This is a genomic window from Bacillus cereus group sp. N11 (genome assembly GCF_016483605.1).
Classification (GTDB): domain Bacteria; phylum Bacillota; class Bacilli; order Bacillales; family Bacillaceae_G; genus Bacillus_A; species Bacillus_A toyonensis.
In genome coordinates this window covers 392886-410857 of record NZ_JAEHBN010000002.1, presented here as the reverse complement: position 1 = coordinate 410857, position 17972 = coordinate 392886, and the positions used below count along the sequence as shown (strand labels likewise).

Genomic DNA, 17972 nt, shown 5'->3' with positions numbered 1-17972 from the left:
GCTGTAAACTTTCCATATTCGCTGCAATCATTTTACGCAAAGTTTATGAACGGAATATGAACAAAATATTACATTCTATTTTTAAAGAACAAAAAAGCCATTCCACAATTATTAATTGCGGAATGGCTTTTCAACTTATTTTAAATCATCAATTGTGAAAGCACCAGGAAGTAACTGCTCAACAGTCACTTCTTTTTCGTCACCTTTTACATTCGTTAGTAAAACTCGCATTTTCGGATCACAAAATTCAGCAATCACTTGTCTACAAGCACCACATGGTGAAATAGGTCCGTCAGTTTCTCCTGTAATGACTAAGTAACTAAAGTTGCGCTCCCCTTCTGATACTGCTTTGAATATTGCTGTTCTTTCTGCACAGTTACATAAACCGTAAGAAGCATTTTCTATATTACAACCAGTATAGATTTTACCTTCTTTCGTAACTAATGCTGCACCAACCGGAAATTTTGAATACGGAATATACGCTTTCGATAACATCTTATTTGCTTCTTCAATATATTTTTTCTTATCCATATTATTTCCTCCTCAAAGTAAATGTAATGTTAATTAGTCAGTAATAACAGTATGAACTAATTTAGGAGCCACTGCTGTTTCAGCGATAGAAATATTTTCATAAATTTTTGCTTTTACATCTTCTACATTTTCACGATTTGCGTAGATCGTTACGAATGGCTCGCCTTCTTTTACTGCATCGCCAACTTTTTTACGTAACATTAAACCTACAGCTAAATCGATTTCATCTTCTTTTGTTGCACGGCCTGCACCAAGTAACATTGCAGCGATACCGATTTCATCTGCAACAATATTTGAAATCACGCCTGAAGTTTTAGCAGGTACATCAATTACATACTTCGCTTGTGGCATTTTTTCTGGATTGTCTACAATCGAGCTATCTCCACCTTGATTGCTTAAGAACTCTTTAAATTTCTCAGTTGCTTTTCCGTTTTTCATAACTTCAATTAACATTTCACGAGCTTCTTCTAACGTATTTGCTTTTTTCGCAAGTACGACCATTTGACTTCCTAATACAAGTACTAATTCTGTTAAATCTTCTGGCCCTTCACCTTTTAACGTATCAATTGCTTCTTTCACTTCTAGGGCATTACCAATCGCAAAGCCAAGAGGTTGTGACATATCTGAAATAACAGCCATCGTTTGACGTCCTACATTATTTCCGATGCGTACCATTGCATGTGCTAATTCTTTTGCATCTTCTTCTGTTTTCATAAATGCACCTGCACCTGTTTTTACATCAAGTACGATTGCGTCAGCACCAGCTGCAATTTTTTTACTCATAATTGAACTTGCGATTAGAGGAATTGAATTTACTGTTCCTGTTACATCACGTAATGCATAAATCTTTTTATCAGCAGGTGTTAAGTTTCCTGTTTGTCCGATAACAGCTACTTTGTCACGGTTTACAATATCAATGAACTGCTCTTTCGTAATTTCAACGTGGAATCCTTCCACTGCTTCTAATTTGTCAATTGTTCCGCCCGTATGTCCTAAACCACGACCTGACATTTTTGCTACTGGTACATCTAAAGCAGCAACTAATGGTCCTAATACTAATGTAGTTGTATCACCAACACCGCCAGTTGAATGCTTATCTACTTTAATGCCTTCAATTGCTGATAAGTCGATCGTTTCTCCAGACTCCACCATTGCCATCGTTAAATCTGCACGTTCACGATCTGTCATATCTTTAAAGAAGATTGCCATTGCAAGTGCACTCACTTGATAATCAGGAATACTTCCGTCTGTATATCCATTAATAAAGAATTTGATTTCTTCAGTCGTTAATTCTTTGCCGTCACGTTTTTTTGCAATAATATCTACCATTCTCATTACAATCACCATTCCTTTTTATATGATATGAATCTATTAAAATAATAAACCAACGATTGTTGCTGATAAGAAACTTACTAGCGTTGCACCGAAAAGTAATTTCAAACCAAATCTTGCGACTACATTCCCCTGCTTTTCATTTAAGCTCTTAACTGCCCCTGCAATAATTCCAATTGAAGAGAAGTTTGCAAATGAAACTAAGAATACAGATATAATCGCTGTCGTTCTGTCTGAGAAATTAAAGTTCCCTTGCGCTAAATCTGTCATAGCGACAAATTCATTCGATACAAGTTTTGTTGCCATAATATTACCGGCATTAACTGCTTCATGCCATGGAACACCCATAATAAATGCAAATGGTGCAAATACATAACCAAGAATTTCTTGGAATGAAATACCGATTACACCTTTAAATACTGCATTAATGAATGCGATAAGAGCAACGAAACCAACTAACATAGCTGCTACTGTAATCGCAACTTTAAATCCATCGATAATGTATTCCCCTAGTACTTCAAAGAAAGTCTTCTTCTCTTCTTCTTGCACTTCTAACATATCTTCTTCTTCAGTAACTTCATACGGGTTAATGATAGAAGCAATGATAAAGCCACCGAATAAGTTAAGTACTAAAGCGGTTACAACATATTGCGGTTTTAATAACACCATGTATGATCCAACGATAGACATAGAAACTGTAGACATTGCAGATGCACATAATGTGTACATTCTTTTCTCTGGCAATAATCCTAGTTGTTTCTTAACTGAAATAAACACTTCAGACTGCCCTAAAATCGCAGAAGCTACCGCGTTATATGATTCTAGTTTACCCATTCCATTTACTTTACTTAATGCTAGACCGATAGATTTCACAATAATAGGTAATACTTTAATATGTTGCAAAATACCTATTAAAGCTGATATAAATACGATTGGCATTAATACACTTAAAAAGAATGAAAACTCTTTTTGATTTACTAATCCACCAAATACGAAATTCACACCATCAGCGGCATATTTTAATAATTCCCCAAAACCATCTGCTATTCCGCTAATTAATATATTCCCTACACTTGTATTTAATAGTAAAAAACCCAAAATGAATTGTAATATAACCATCGTTATGATTGGACGATATTTGACTTTCTTTCTATCATTACTAGCAAGCCAAGCGATACCTAAAATCAATACGAGGCCAAAAACACCGATTAAGTATTTCATAAGCCGTCTCCTCCCATTCGTATCCGCTTACATTCTTTTCAATTGTTAAAGCAATAGATACACTATACTTTGTGTATCTATCGCTTTTCACACTTTATTAATTAGTAGTTATCTGTAGCACCTTTTGCATCGTTTAATACGATTGCAACACTAGCGCTTGCTCCAACACGAGAAGCTCCAGCAGCTACCATTTTATCTGCATCTTCACGTGTACGAACTCCGCCAGATGCTTTTACACCAACGTTTGGTCCTACCGTTTTACGCATTAATGCGATATCTTCAGCAGTTGCTCCGCCCGTTGAGAATCCAGTTGAAGTTTTTACGAAATCAGCGCCAGCTTTTACTGATAATTCACAAGCACGAACTTTTTCTTCGTCTGTTAGAAGGCAAGTTTCAATGATTACTTTTACAAGAGCTTTTCCTTTTGCTGCTTGTACTACTTCATAAATATCTTTTTCAACGAACTCATTGTCGCCATCTTTTAAAGCACCTACGTTGATTACCATATCAACTTCAGTTGCACCTTTTGCGATAGCATCTTTTGTTTCGAATGCTTTTGTTTCAGTAGTGCTTGCACCTAATGGGAAACCGATTACAGTACAAACGTCTACATCATGTCCAGCTAATTCTTCAGCAGCTAGCTTTACCCATGTAGGATTAATACAAACAGAAGCGAATTTATATTCCTTTGCTTCCTCGATTACTTTCATAACATCTTCTTTTGTAGAATTAGCTTTTAAAATTGTATGGTCAATTAACTTTGCAATATTCATTATTATCACTCCTCATATCTTTTAACAACTTCATTCTAACTCTTAGTTGAACAAATGTAAATATACTTTTGAAATTTTGTTCATTTTTTTAAAAAGGAATTTTCTTATAGTAAATAAAGCGCATTCTAACTAAGAAACAATTCACGTTTAAAGTCAAAACTTTTATATTAACAATGGTAGTATGTATCTCAATATCCATAATTATTTTTAAAAAGGCAATTTGTATTCAAAAAACACTCCCATAATTCATACATAACAAAATAAAAGGCTTTCTCAAGATGTTAATTTTGAGAAAGCCTTTTATTTCTAACCTTTTTGATAATGTAACAGTTCTTTTGCTGTATGCTGATCAATAATTAATACATTTGCATACCCGCCACGTAACGCACCATCAATTGCTTGTATTTTTCTATTACCACCTGCAACTAAAATAGAACGTTTCTTTAATTTAAGTTCCTCTAACTCAATTCCAATGGTACGCTTATTAATTTCTTCACTACTAATATTTCCGTCTCCGTCAAAGAAACGTGAACAAATGTCACCGACAGCTTGTTTTTTCAGAATGTTCGTTTCATCCTTATCTAAATATCCTAATCGGAATAATAACGCTTCATCACGCACTGTTCCGACAGTGAAAACTGCAATATTTGCTTGTTTCCCCATTTCAATAATGTGATGAATATGTCGATCCTGCTCTACTAATTCTTTTGTCACCGCATTATCAAATATAACTGGGAGCGGTAAATTTCTTGGTGTCGTTTGAAAAGCCTCTGCAAATAAAGCAATGGTCTCATTCGCATATGTATTTACACTCGAATGACTAATACCACCTTTTAGCTGGACAACTTCTACACCTTTCACATGTTGTGGTACGATTTTCCTAGCGATTTCATACATCGTCATTCCCCAGCTTACACCGACGATATCACCGTTTTTCACTGTCTTTTCCATGTACTCAGCCGCATATTTACTAATATACTCAGTAATCGTTGCATATTCTGGCACTGGAGAAAATACTACATGCGCCTCTAACAAGTTGTACTTTTCTTTCAATAAATTCCCAACGTTATCTAAATCAGCAAATGGATCGGCTATACTAATTTGAACAAATCCTTTTTCTTTCGCGTACTTTAATAATCTAGAAATCGTCGGTCTTGAAATATTTAATTTGTTAGCAATTTCTTGCTGACTATAATCGGATTGATAATATAATCTTGCAACTTCAACGCTTAATTGTTGTTTATCTTTTTCCATAATAACTTATTACAAACCCTTTCCTGTATTTCCCTTTCGTTACAAGCATTATACAGCTTTATGCAAAAAAATTCGACTACCGAATTTTTACTAACTGAACTTCTACTTCACTTAGTATATACAATGAAACCTTTTTGTGTAGATTTACAAACTCAATATAGATACACTTGAAACATATAAATCGATTTATATGTAATTCATTCTTTTTTCTTTTTCTGTAGTAACGATAACAAAGCCGTTCAATAAGAAACATGAAACATCGTCTAAAAACTATTCAAATACCCCTCATAAACTGAAGATACTGTTTATGAGGGGTATTTATTCAATTTAAGTCTATAAAAATTGGATGGAAACAATGCACGTTCTCACTTATTTAGAATAAGAGACAAGATGATGCTTTATTTGTTCAATAAAATAATGATGGTGTATATTATCGTTAGATACTCGACTTGCCATAATAGCTCCCTCCATTGAAGATGCAAGAAAAGAAGCGAGCGATATAATATCTATATCTTCTTTAAGTTCTTGTTTCTCTATTCCTTCCTTTATGAGAGAGGCCATTAACATTACTGTATCATCATAACCTTTTGCTGCTGCTTTTTGTAATTCTGGAAATACTCCAGTACTTTCAATTGCGCTATTAAGTAATGGACAGCCTCCAGCAATAGGAGGGTTATTAGCTGCATCTTGATATACAAGGAATATTGCAAGGATTTTATCGATTGCTGTCTTTTTATTTTCCATCGCTTTATGAAAATGGTTCCACATAATCTCACCACTTTTGTCGTAGGCAGCAAGGACAATTTCTTCTTTATTTTTGAATCTACGATAAATAGCTCCTTTAGATAGTTCAGTAGCTGTCATTATATCCTGAATGGATGTATAAGTTATCCCATTAGTATTAAATAAATATAAAGATGTTTCAATAATTTTTTCTTTTACCTTATCAACTTTAGTCATGCTTTGTGGTCCTCCTAATAAAACGAACTTAATATTCAAGGTGATTTTTACTATGATTTTTTTTGAATTTTTATTGTAAGTATAAATAAGTTTGAAGCAAAAATATCTTATCAATCCCTATCTTATAGGAACCTAAAACAATACAGTTTGAGGTTCATTACATTATGTTATCTATAACATTCGAATGAATTTTCTGTTAATAATAATATGAACAATCGGTTAATTCAGTCATATTATACAACTAATTCTATTTAAAACCATAGAAGAAGTAAAAATATATAGTTAATTTTAATGTATAGACATATAACTATTATATATAATTTTTATTAATATGTTTAGCTAAAGGGATGAGCTACTCCCTCTTTCATTTCATTCTATAAAAGGGTAATCATTAATGATTGCTGTAATTTGATTGTAAATAAACAATCGATCTATAAACATACTCGGTTTTTACTATTTTGATTTTGTTAATAATTTGTAAAAAGGGTTTAAAAAACTAGAAACTTATAGTATCATTAGATTCCGGACCGAACCGTTCGGTCCGGAATCTTGTATAAATTAGAAGGAGAACCTTATGCAGAAAGAAAAATCAAAGATTCTAAGTAATTTAATTATGGAGGTAATAAGGTGAACTTTATTAAAATGAATCAAAAAGAACTTATTATGCTACTAGTTTATCCAATGTTTACACTATTTCAAATTGGCTTGTTCATATTATTTGGCATATCACTTTTAACTAATGTCAATTTAGTTGAATCAGAATTTGCTCTTGGTGCCATGAGCTTGACTATACCTACTATTCTAGGAGTAATGTTCTTTAGGAAAGAAATTATTCAAAGTTTTACTTATTTTAAAGAGAAGACAATTTTGAAAATAGTAAGTATTCCTATAGTGGTTTTATTTATGGTAATTGTGGAAAATTCTATTATGCATTTTCTAAATACAGGTCAACCAGAGAACCAAGAACAGGTCCTTACACAAGGGGCAGGGATTCCTATTATATTCACATTGCTCCTATTTGGAATTATGGGTCCAGTAATTGAAGAAATTATGTTTCGCCATATATTATTAAATCGTTTTTCGCGTTATGTTGGTACTGCTATTGCATCTATCATTTCAATTATAATTTTTACAGTACTTCATACGAACCAGCTTTCGGATATTGCTATTTATTTACCTGGATCGGTAATTCTTACTGCGGCTTATCTTATTTCTAACAGATCCATTGCATATGTTATGGCGATACATGTGTTAAATAATTCTATTGCTTTCATTCAAATGTACATGTCATAGTGAGACATATGTTAAACAATGGCATTACTTTCATTCTAAACTAGACTTGTTTCTGTTGCAGAGTTAAAAAATAGGGATAGATATTAATAAATGGGGAGTGCAATTTAGATAGTGACTAATAATTTGTATAATTCCTTGCACGTCAAAAAACCACAGTTTAGATGTAAACTGTGGTTTTTTTTATATAGGGGACCCACATCACAATTCAACTAAGAAAAGCAAATATCCTGAGATAAGAAAATTGGTATGAAGGTGTGAAATCAATTATAAAATGGTACTTTAGAATAAATGAAACGAGAAATTACCGTCATTGTTTATTTCTCATTTCATTTACATATTTATTTTTGGAAAAATAACCTAACTCCAAATACTAATAATACTGTGCCAGTAATACCCTCTATTGTACGGTTCACTTTTTCTTTTCTTAAAAAAGTTCTTAATTGACGTATTAGCGTGATATAAAGCAAATACCATATTGCTGTCAAAGTCGTAAATGTGAGTCCTAACAAAAGAAATTGGAAGAAATGACTTTGATTGTTCACAATAAATTGGGGTAAAAAACTTAGGAAAAATACAGCAGTTTTTGGGTTTAAGATTGCCGTGGTAAATCCTTGTCTAAAACTTTTAACCGTTCCAATATCCTTAGAGTTTACTTCCACTGAACCTGACATATCTTCTTTTTTAGAAAAGGCACTTTTAATTGACTTTACAGCTAAATAAATTAAATAAAATGCCCCAGCATATTTTATTAATGTAAATAGCATAGCAAATTTCATTAAGATAGCAGAGAGTCCTAGTGTAGCCATTATTGTATGAATCATCATTCCAGATACCGTTCCCAAGACGGTCTTTATCCCACCATTTCTACCATGAGAGATAGTGTTTTTTGTAACTAAAGCAAAACCGGGACCAGGCATCATTATAATAAGGAGTGCTGTAAGGATAAATAATAAATAATTTTCCATGTTCTAATATTTCCTTTCCAATTTTTAATTTTGCTTACAGTATAACTTTTTTCATTAAAACATTACATATAAAAGGCTTGATCAGAAGTTTATCTGGGTTATAAGTATCAATTTGGCTAAACATTATCCTAAAGCCATATTGATAAAACACATGGCAAACTTATATATCAAACGACAAGTTCAACTCTCACAAAAAACAGGATGAAAAAATAAACAGCGGAACAAGTCCACTGTTTACTTCGTCACGCCTTCATGTAATTTTTCTGTATAATCTTTTACATCTTTCCAGCTATCTTTCGCTGTATTTAAATCTTCTTTTATAAACGTAAATTCTTCAGGACTCATTCCTTTTACGTTTTGTAGTAAATTATTATATTTCGCACCTACTGTATACCATTGATTTGATATATTTTGCAGTGCTGTAATTGCTGCATCAATTGTTTCTGTCATATTTGTTGTTTTATTTTTCACATCTGTCAAAATTGCGACTTCTGCTTGTGCGCCAGAGATTCTATCTTTTAAATTGGCTATTTCTCTTTCTGCATTTGCGATATCTTTTTTCGCAATCGCAATCATCGGTCCGCCAGCAAGACATGTTATTAACGCTACGCAAAGTACACCACCAGCGATAACCATATCATTACTTTTTTTAATTGAATCATTATATGTATTTATTTGTTGCTCTAATGCTGGAATACCAGCATTCGTACTCGCCAAAATCGACGTTAATTGATTTGTATCTTCTTTAAAACTGTTTGTATCTTTCGCCATTCTATCGCGAAATGCTTTTAAATTCCCTAATAAAATATCTACTTCATTTTGATTTTTTAAAATGTCTGCATACAACTTTTCTAAATCTGCTTTTAATTTACCGCTATCCTTTTGATCAATCGCTACTAGCATGCTATTATAGTACGCTTGAAAAGTATTATTGTAATTAATAATATTTTGATCCGTTTTCATAATTTGAGGCTTCATATTATTTAACCAATACGCTGCATTAATTTTTGCATCTCTTTGGTGCTGAACCATATTTCCTTTAAACTCACTATTAATTGAACTTATTTTACTCAAATCAGTCTCTTGCTGATTTTGAATTAATTTTGCATATGAATCCATTGCAAATATGCTCGATGTCGTTTGCGCCATTACATCTTGGAATCCAGCTGGTCCAAGAGAATAATTTTCCGCATTTTCTTGCAATGTTTTTACGTTTTGTTCCGCTGCAAAAGGATGTAAAGGAAACGCGTTACTTGCTGCGAATCCAGCAATCATTATCGTTAAAAGACATTTTTTATAGAATTTATTACGCATAATTATCACCTATTCTTTTTATGAGGATATGAAACGTTAGAGGTAAAAAAAGCTCCTGCTCACTACTGAACAGGAGCTCTCTATTATTTAAAAATCATTTATCTGTACGTAATGCTGTAACAGTTCAATTACTATTATGCTTTTTTCGTATCTACTACTTTAATATCCTCAGCATAAATCTTTTCTGCATAGTCCTTAATGTTCTTCCAGCTATCTTTCGCAATGTTTAAATCTTCTTTAATGAAAACAAGATCGTTTGGACTAATTGAATCTACATTTTGAAGTAAAGAATTGTATTTTGATCCCATTGTGTACCATTGGTTTGAAATATTTTGTAACGCTGTAATTGCAGTATCAATTGTATTTGTTAAATACTCTGTTTGTGTTTTAATGTTCGTTAATCCTGCTACTTCTAATTGCGCAGTTGTAACTTGTCCTGTTATCTTTTGAATTTCTGCTTGTGCATTATCAAGCTCTTTCTTCGCTAATACGATTCCAGCTGTACCACCGCCTACAGCTGCTGCACCACCTGCAATTAATGCGACTCCTAGCGGTGTTCCTGCGCCCGTAGCAATAACTACTGCACCACCGATAATTGCAATTGGTCCTAGAGCTGTCGCAACAGATGAACCGATAATAATTGCATTATATTTACTAATTGCTTCATTGTACGTTGTAATTTGATTTTGTAATAGCGGAATTCCTGCATCTTGACTAGCTAATATAGATGTAATTTGATTTGCATCACCCTTGAAGTTTTGCGTATCCGAAGTCATTTTATTTCGGAATTTCTTCAAGTCTTCTACTAACTGATCCACTTGCGCTTTATTTTCATTAATACTACTTGATAATCTAGTTAGGCCTTTCGTAAGAGTCGCTTTATCTTTTGCATCTACCGCAGCAACTAAAGTATCATAATAGTTTTGGAATTTCGTATTGTAGTTAATGATATTTTGATTCGTTGAAATAAGCTGTGGTTTTAATACATCTAACCATTGCTTCGCATTTCCTCTAGCTGTATCTTGGTGCTGAATTACTTTCCCTTTTAAAGCCGCATCAACAGACGATACATTTCCAAAGTTAACATTACCTTGTTTAATAATTGTTAAAGCGTACAGATCCATTACTAAAGCGTTTGAACCTGTTCTTTCCATTGCATCTTTTAGGCCTTCTGGTCCTAATGAGTATTCTTCATAGTCATTATAAGCTTTTGCTACAGCATGAACTGGAGCTTGTTTCACTGTACTTTCAGCTGCATACGTATGGGCCGGCATAATATTCCCTGCTGCAAATACTGCCATAAGTGCTGATAGAGCCATTACTTTATAAGGTTTTTTTGTCATTTTTCTTCTCTCCCTATATCGTTACTTATTTTTAATGTACTTCAACGTTTGTAACGTAATCTTCAAATTGATTTGTTTGCTTATTCATTTCATCACTTACTTTTTTAAGTTGATTGAAATGTTTTTGAAGTAAACTACTGTCTGTATACGTGCCTTCTTCAATATTTGTTTGAATTTGGATCATATTATTATTGAAAACTTTCCAATCCGCTAATAACGTTTCTAAAGTTGCGATTTGGCGATCAATTAGTTCTGTAAAGCTACTTACTTGATCTTCAACGAATGTAATTTGTGTCGCCTCTGCTTCAGTTTGTGATAACTTTTGTATAAGTGGTAGTAGCTCTTTTTGCTTTTGCTGAATGCGAAGAGCTGCTTCCCTCGTTTGACTATCTGCAGCATTTACAATTTCATTACTTAAAGTACCGATAGAAACAAAATCAATTGTTTTCGTTTGTGCAGTTTGATTTGTAATGGTAAATACTTGTTTACCGATATTAATAGAACCTTTAATAATTTCTTGAGGTCTATTCAAAATAGTAGTTAGTTCAGCTTGAATTTCCCCTTGAATTCTTTTAATATCTTCTCTTAGCTTCACAATATCTCCACTTGATCCTTGCAGTGTTTTTATTGCTTCATCAGCTTTAATCGATAAGTTATTGCTATCTTTGTCTAATACTGTTTTAAATCGATTTAACTCTAATAAATCTTGCTCCATACTCTCTTGGATGCTTTGTACTTGCAGTTGTAATTTTCCATATGCATTTGTAAAATCTGCTTTTGCTTGTTCATCTTCATTTACGTTTCCTGCTAGTTCATAGAGCTTACTATAATAACTATTAAATCTAGTACTATATCTCATCATCTCTTGATTTAAATCAATTAACTTCGGATTATATTCATCGATCCACTCTCTTACATTTGCCTTTGCAAACTTTTGATGATTCGTCAAACTACTCATCGCATTCACCTTAATGTCTGGCTGTTGTAAAATAACTAATCCGTATGCTTGTATAAGCGGTGACTGTGATCCTAACATTCTAATTGAATTGGATAATGTATTTGGAGCAATTACATTTTGTGCATATACTGCTTTCACTTCTGTTTGCCCCTCCTTAGCGTAAGCGCTTACAGGAATGAAGCAACTCGTAGATACTGCTGTAACCAATAACCCTGTAATTAAAGTCTTTTTCACTTTAACTCCTCCTATGTATTAGCAACTATTACTATCGCATTTTATTATTCTATTTTCTTGCAATTAATTTGAGATGGTTACAATAGAGAACATTCTCAGCGTGATTCATGTACGAACCATCTCTCCTAACTTTTTTCTACAGTACTTACTTATTGTTATAAAACATTTCATACCTTTTCATATGTGCTTAGTATGAATAAAGTTGTATAAATTTTCTATTCTATTGCAATTTTCACATTCATACAGTGAATATATTACATAAAAATATTATTCATTTTAAACTAATTCACGTATAAAAGTATGATATTTCGTTTTGTTTTCAAGTAAGTTTTGTACTGTAAGGTCATTTAAACACAGCTATTTATATAACGTAAAGAAGTATTTTCATTCCCTTTATTTTCAAGCTCTTATGTCCTTATCCCAAAATAAAATTCGTTTCACTTTCCCGATTAAAATATCCATATATCACAACAGAAAACACTACTTACTCACAACGGATAAAATTATATTAATATAATTTTTAGTTAAATATGCAATAATGCATAGCGTATACACAAAAAGGATAGCTTCACTTTCGTGAAACTATCCTTCAAAAATCTTTTTACTTTTTCAAATGATATGGAACTGTCGTAATAACAACATTTCTCTTATAGAGTAAATACGCACGTATGAGTAAACTTGATTGATTATGAAGAATGTTATGCCAACCTTTTTTCGGAATAAACTGTGGTATAACGACCGTAACTCGATAATTTGATTCACTCGCTTTATATTGCACTGTATCAATGAACTTAGTTAGCGGCTGAATAATACTTCTATAATGAGAATGCAATGTAACAAGCCTTACTTCAGGTTGCCACTTCTTCCATTTCTCTTCAAATTTCTTTTCCTCTTCTCTGTCAAAAGCAACATATACAGCGATAACTTGATCTGCAGAAAGAGCCTTCGCATAGTTCAATGAATTTTCTACTACATGAGTCATACCAGCTACAGGAACGACAATTACATTCCCCTCAATCGGAATAAGGGGCTCACAAGTTTTTAAACTTAATTGATCACCCACTGCATCATAATGCTTCTTAATTCGGTGGAACAAGAAGATAATAGCAGGTAAGAAAATAAGGATTGACCAAACTTGTGCAAATTTCGTTAAAAAGAACATGCTCATAACGATAAAACTAATGACTGCTCCAATTAAATTAACCGTTAATCTTAAAGCCCATCCTTCAGGTTTTTCACGAAGCCATTTTAATACCATACCCGTTTGAGAAAGTGTAAATGGAATAAACACACCTACTGCATATAGCGGAATTAAATGTTCTGTTTGACCTTGGAAAGCTACAATTAAAATAATCGAAGCGATTCCAAGTATAATAATACCGTTTGAGTAACCAAGGCGGTCTCCTCTAATCGTAAACATTCTCGGTATGAATTTATCTTTTGCAAGGTTAACTGCTAATAATGGAAATGCAGAATACCCTGTGTTAGCAGCAAGAATTAATATTAAAGCTGTTGTGCCTTGTATGAAATAGTACATGAAATTACGTCCAAATGTTTGTTCAGCAATTTGGGAAACAACAGTTACTTCTTTACTCGGTGTAATTCCGTAATAATAAGCTAAAAATACAATTCCTGAAAATAACACAGCAAGTAATGCACCCATCGCAAGCAAAGTTTTCGCTGCATTGTTTGGTGCAGGATCTTTAAAGTTTGGAATTGCGTTTGAAATCGCTTCAACACCTGTTAAAGCCGAACTACCTGATGCAAATGCTCTTAACAGTAAAAACAAACTAATTCCCGCAACCGGCGTTCCAATCGGCGTGTGTAAGGCCTGCGAAACGTGACCAGTTAAAATATTGTATATCCCTACACCAATTAATATAAATAGTGCTAAAACGAATAAATAAACAGGATATGCTAAAACGGAAGCTGACTCTGTTACGCCTCTTAAATTTAATATGGTTATAAATATAACAAATATAATCGCAATGATTACATTATGTGCATGTAAGCTAGGAAAAGCCGATGTTAACGCATCTGTACCTGCTGATACACTTACTGCAACAGTTAAAATATAATCAACTAATAAAGACCCTCCAGCTATTAAACCTGGATTCATCCCTAAGTTTTCTTTTGATACAACATATGCGCCTCCGCCATGTGGGTAGGCAAAAATAATTTGACGATAAGATAAAATAAGAGCTGTCAATAATACTAATACCCCAACAGCTATCGGAATGGAATACCAATACGCAATCGCTCCAACACCTGCTAAAGCAATTAAAATTTGCTCTGGTCCGTAAGCAACTGATGACAATGCGTCAGAAGATAGAATGGCTAGCGCCTTCGTTTTATTAAGCTTTTGCTCTCCTAACTCAGTTGATTTTAACGGCCTTCCAATTAAAAATCTTTTAATAGATGAAACCACAGCTGTCCACTCTCCAATAATTTTGTACGAACGATTCTGCTTGTTACAGCCAGCAAACTATTTCTTCAGAAAACAAAAAATGTCTACAAGCCATAGCGAAATAGACTTGTAGACATTATTTTTTTTGTCGCACAAGCTCCACCTTCCTTCTCAATATAACGCTTACGAGGTTAGCTGTCGGATTCGGGCCTATGAGTAGCCCTACCTTTTTTTAAGGATTCACCCCATCGGATTATGTACTAATCCGTAAGAACGGGTCCCCCGTACCATGCGGTTTCAGCGATTTAGAAAATTGAAACTGTGGATTATAATACTCCTTTATTTTCAAAATGTAAACAAAAATTTTTAAAAAGAAAAAATTTAAAATGATTGCGCATAATCCGCTGATAAATATACATAATGAATACTAAAAAACCCTTAAAGGAGACCCGTATGTCTAAAAAGAAGAAACCGCTTTTTTCCGATTCATATTTAGATGCAGTAGCAAATGAAATTAATCAGTTATATGGTAAACGTGAACAGGAAATAAACTTGACAGAAAGAATTAAAAGAAACAAATAATTTGTCATACGCAAATAAAAAAGATAGCAATACACTTATATATTGCTATCTTTTTTATTATTTCATACATCTAATTCTATTACGGGTTTGTTAAATGTCATTTCTTCATACACCTTCAAATTTTGATATACCACTCCTAGTAATGGTGCTTCTAAAGAAAATTGTTCTGCTACATCTAGTAAGTATCCTTGCAAATGCTTCCCTTCAATAAACGAACCTTTTTCCATATCACGCTGCATGGAGGACTTCATATCATAAGAAATTTTATCAATTGTTTTCATATGTTCCTGGGCAATATTATCTTTAACTGGAGCTCCTAATACCCTCATAATTTGCACAGATTCCTCAAATAAATTTCGGATAAATTCACGTCCACCTTCACTTTCACGAATTGGTCCTATCGGTGCACGCATTAATGTTGTAACGCCTGACATGACAGTAATAAATAAATATTTATGCCACATATCTTGCGTGATATTTTCACTTAAAACAAAGCTAGCTTTCGTACCTATAAATGCTTTCGTAATACGCTTTATTCTCTCTGAATCTTGAGGCTTAATTTCTCCAAATACAAGTCTGTTGGCAGCACTAGTTTGTACAATTTCTCCTTGATCGTTTAACGTCGTCTCAATAAAGCATAAACCGCCCATTACTTTTTCCCCGCCGAATTCTTTTTGTAATAGCGATAAATGAGCGATACCATTTAACAATGGAATGATTACAGTATTTTCGCCAACAAACGGCTTCAAATCTTGAATTGCCTCGTTTAAGTGATACGCCTTTGTTGAAAATAAAATCACATCAAATGGAGAAGTTCTATCTTCTTTCGTTATCAATTTCGGTTGAAAGGAAAAATCTCCATTCACACTACGAATAACAAGTCCTTTTTCCTCTAATTGTTGTTTTCTTTTGCTGCGAACGAGAAATGTAACATCTTCTCCCTTTTCTACTAATCGGCCACCAAAAAATCCACCGACGCCACCAGCTCCTAATACTAAAATGCGCATACAACATCCCCTTTTCCTCACACAATTATACTAGTTTTAGTATACATAACATTATACATGTCCCTTGTTAAATTAGCTGAATTTTCATTCTTAATCTATTGAAAAAACAAGGTTATTTTCAAGAAAAATTGGGCATGTTGTTTCTATAGCTTATACGGAAAGGAAACAATGCAAATGGAGGCAATGCAAACAATCGAAGAAAAAGATGTAACAACAGCTATATTTCAATTTATATTCCCGTTTTCGTTTAAAACTGGATATGAACAAAATATGTTCCCTTTCTTACAAAAAAATAATTTCCGTCCTTTTCGACTTGATCATCTTGAAGATGAAAATACATATTACGGACAGTTTCAAGTTTCACATCAAAATATGGAAGCATACTATCTTTCATTTACGAATAAAATTCTTTTTCCCCATTCAGAACATCAAAAGGGACTACAGCGCTATTCTAAAGACCTTAATTTAAATGGACATTTAACAACAAATCTTATTTCCGTTCCATTCAAGATACATTCTATTGATGTAACACTTTGTCCTTATGAGCTTGGCTTTTTAACAATTCGAACAGAAGTCAAAACCGCTCCAAACATGACATTATCAGAAGCCATCGAATTTGCTTCTCGCTTCCGTGTGCTTGAAACTAGAAATGATACAACCGAGACCATTTGTATTGAATGTGATGGAAAAAAATATTCACAAGTAGAAAAACTTATATTCGGCGATTTATTTCATGGCTTAACAGACTTCTTTGAGAATAAGAGGTTGCGGAGTTCATACTTTCAAACATTCCCCTTCTTTGAAGACCAACGAATGTATGTACAAACTTTATTATCTATTAATAAAAAGTCAGACCTTCATGTAGTTGATGTATATCGAGCTTCCAGTCTTTCCGGATTAACAGACGATGGTAAGCCGTATATTAGTGCAAATAATGTTCCTTATATTCACGATTATTTAACAAAGCATTCTTATCAAAGATGGGCTCCTAACCGTTATTTTATTATGGAAGAACATATTTTCACATGTATAACAAATGAAGGTGAACGAGAAGTCACTAAACTTGCTAGTCAAATGTACGGAGAATTTTATTACGCTTTATTATTAAACCTATTTCATAAAATTGTTTTATTAAAGATGGCGAACGCTTATGCTGAGCTAAATATTGAACAAGATACAAATGAAATAGAGAAATTAATTTATTCAATCAATTCGTTTACAGCGAATTATTTTTCTTTAGAATTAGTATCTCAATCACAAAGTGAAGATATTTTCTTCCGCTTAAGAAAACTTTTTAACATTGAAATTTTATACTCGAACGCGAAACAAAATCTTGATAGTTTGTTTAAATATCAAGAAAATGTTGCCGCTAAAAAAGATAGCCTTTTATTATTAATTTTAACTCTCTACTCTGTGGTGGGCCAAATGTTAGGGTTTACTATGATTGACCTTTTAAGAAACACAGATTCAAACAAAATATCATCGCCCCTTGAATTTTTTGCACTGTTAATAGCAATTAGCGGTATAGTCATTTCCTTTATTTTAGGTGCACAAAGTTTATACCAGTGGGGTATACAGCATCGAAGAAGACAAGCGTGGGTAAAACAAACTGTACTTTCTGCTGTGAAAGAAAAAGAGGATAAAAATTAAAGACAATTCTTTTTAAATTACAAATACATGATACGCTTCAGTAAATGAAATTTTTATCAGCGATTTTTCGAATATATCGGCGATTTTTCAGATATATCGACTTACCGACAAAAATCGACAAAAGACAGAACCTGACAATATAAAAAGG

The 17972-nt window shown here is 33.1% G+C and carries 15 protein-coding genes and 1 riboswitch; of the genes, 3 read left to right on the top strand and 12 right to left on the bottom strand.

Annotated features, from left to right (window positions below):
* Positions 1 to 135 precede the first annotated feature (135 nt).
* From JDS98_RS05885 to JDS98_RS05860, 6 genes are all read right to left on the bottom strand, one after another.
* A complete protein-coding gene (locus JDS98_RS05885) occupies positions 136 to 531 on the bottom strand; it encodes a cytidine deaminase (protein ID WP_000358544.1) in 396 nt (131 codons plus the stop codon).
* 33 nt (positions 532 to 564) lie between these two features.
* Positions 565 to 1866, bottom strand: a complete 1302-nt coding sequence (locus JDS98_RS05880) for a pyrimidine-nucleoside phosphorylase (RefSeq protein WP_001983022.1) — start codon at positions 1864 to 1866, stop codon at positions 565 to 567.
* 36 nt (positions 1867 to 1902) lie between these two features.
* The gene (locus tag JDS98_RS05875) at positions 1903 to 3084 is read right to left on the bottom strand and encodes a NupC/NupG family nucleoside CNT transporter (protein WP_000876190.1); all 1182 of its coding nucleotides are present in this window, start codon (positions 3082 to 3084) and stop codon (positions 1903 to 1905) included.
* A gap of 101 nt (positions 3085 to 3185) precedes the next feature.
* Entirely contained in the window at positions 3186 to 3857 is a 672-nt protein-coding gene (gene deoC / locus JDS98_RS05870; protein WP_001017434.1) for a deoxyribose-phosphate aldolase, read from the bottom strand.
* Positions 3858 to 4163: 306 nt separating this feature from the next.
* Positions 4164 to 5111, bottom strand: coding sequence for a sugar-binding transcriptional regulator (locus JDS98_RS05865; RefSeq protein WP_000409788.1), 948 nt, complete (start codon positions 5109 to 5111; stop codon positions 4164 to 4166).
* A 369-nt stretch (positions 5112 to 5480) separates the two neighbouring features.
* Positions 5481 to 6071: a TetR/AcrR family transcriptional regulator gene (locus JDS98_RS05860; RefSeq protein WP_000169657.1), complete on the bottom strand. Its 591-nt coding sequence runs from the start codon at positions 6069 to 6071 to the stop codon at positions 5481 to 5483.
* Between the two features lie 627 nt (positions 6072 to 6698).
* On the opposite strand from JDS98_RS05860, the gene JDS98_RS05855 reads away from it, so the two are divergent.
* The gene (locus JDS98_RS05855) at positions 6699 to 7364 is read left to right on the top strand and encodes a CPBP family intramembrane glutamic endopeptidase (RefSeq protein ID WP_097959949.1); all 666 of its coding nucleotides are present in this window, start codon (positions 6699 to 6701) and stop codon (positions 7362 to 7364) included.
* Positions 7365 to 7702: 338 nt separating this feature from the next.
* Here the strand turns inward: JDS98_RS05855 and JDS98_RS05850 are convergent, their stop codons facing one another.
* From JDS98_RS05850 to JDS98_RS05830, 5 genes are all read right to left on the bottom strand, one after another.
* Positions 7703 to 8329: a LysE family translocator gene (locus JDS98_RS05850; RefSeq protein WP_098226067.1), complete on the bottom strand. Its 627-nt coding sequence runs from the start codon at positions 8327 to 8329 to the stop codon at positions 7703 to 7705.
* 234 nt (positions 8330 to 8563) lie between these two features.
* Entirely contained in the window at positions 8564 to 9643 is a 1080-nt protein-coding gene (gene nheC / locus JDS98_RS05845; protein ID WP_199633632.1) for a non-hemolytic enterotoxin subunit C, read from the bottom strand.
* Between the two features lie 134 nt (positions 9644 to 9777).
* Complete coding sequence (gene nheB / locus JDS98_RS05840; RefSeq protein WP_000162968.1) at positions 9778 to 10986, bottom strand: non-hemolytic enterotoxin NHE subunit B; 1209 nt, start codon at positions 10984 to 10986, stop codon at positions 9778 to 9780.
* Between the two features lie 31 nt (positions 10987 to 11017).
* Complete coding sequence (gene nheA, locus JDS98_RS05835; protein ID WP_098056096.1) at positions 11018 to 12178, bottom strand: non-hemolytic enterotoxin NHE subunit A; 1161 nt, start codon at positions 12176 to 12178, stop codon at positions 11018 to 11020.
* A 601-nt stretch (positions 12179 to 12779) separates the two neighbouring features.
* On the bottom strand, positions 12780 to 14606 hold the full coding sequence (locus JDS98_RS05830; RefSeq protein WP_000254903.1) for an APC family permease: 1827 nt from the start codon (positions 14604 to 14606) through the stop codon (positions 12780 to 12782).
* Positions 14607 to 14750: 144 nt separating this feature from the next.
* A riboswitch (cyclic di-AMP (ydaO/yuaA leader) is annotated at positions 14751 to 14898 on the bottom strand.
* 140 nt (positions 14899 to 15038) lie between these two features.
* Here JDS98_RS05830 and JDS98_RS30435 point away from each other — a divergent pair.
* Positions 15039 to 15167: a hypothetical protein gene (locus JDS98_RS30435; protein WP_000038255.1), complete on the top strand. Its 129-nt coding sequence runs from the start codon at positions 15039 to 15041 to the stop codon at positions 15165 to 15167.
* A gap of 62 nt (positions 15168 to 15229) precedes the next feature.
* On the opposite strand, the gene panE is transcribed toward JDS98_RS30435, so the two are convergent.
* The gene (gene panE, locus JDS98_RS05825) at positions 15230 to 16174 is read right to left on the bottom strand and encodes a 2-dehydropantoate 2-reductase (protein ID WP_001221919.1); all 945 of its coding nucleotides are present in this window, start codon (positions 16172 to 16174) and stop codon (positions 15230 to 15232) included.
* 174 nt (positions 16175 to 16348) lie between these two features.
* Between panE and JDS98_RS05820 the strand changes: the two genes are divergently transcribed.
* The gene (locus JDS98_RS05820; protein ID WP_199631577.1) at positions 16349 to 17824 is read left to right on the top strand and encodes a hypothetical protein; all 1476 of its coding nucleotides are present in this window, start codon (positions 16349 to 16351) and stop codon (positions 17822 to 17824) included.
* Positions 17825 to 17972: the final 148 nt, after the last annotated feature.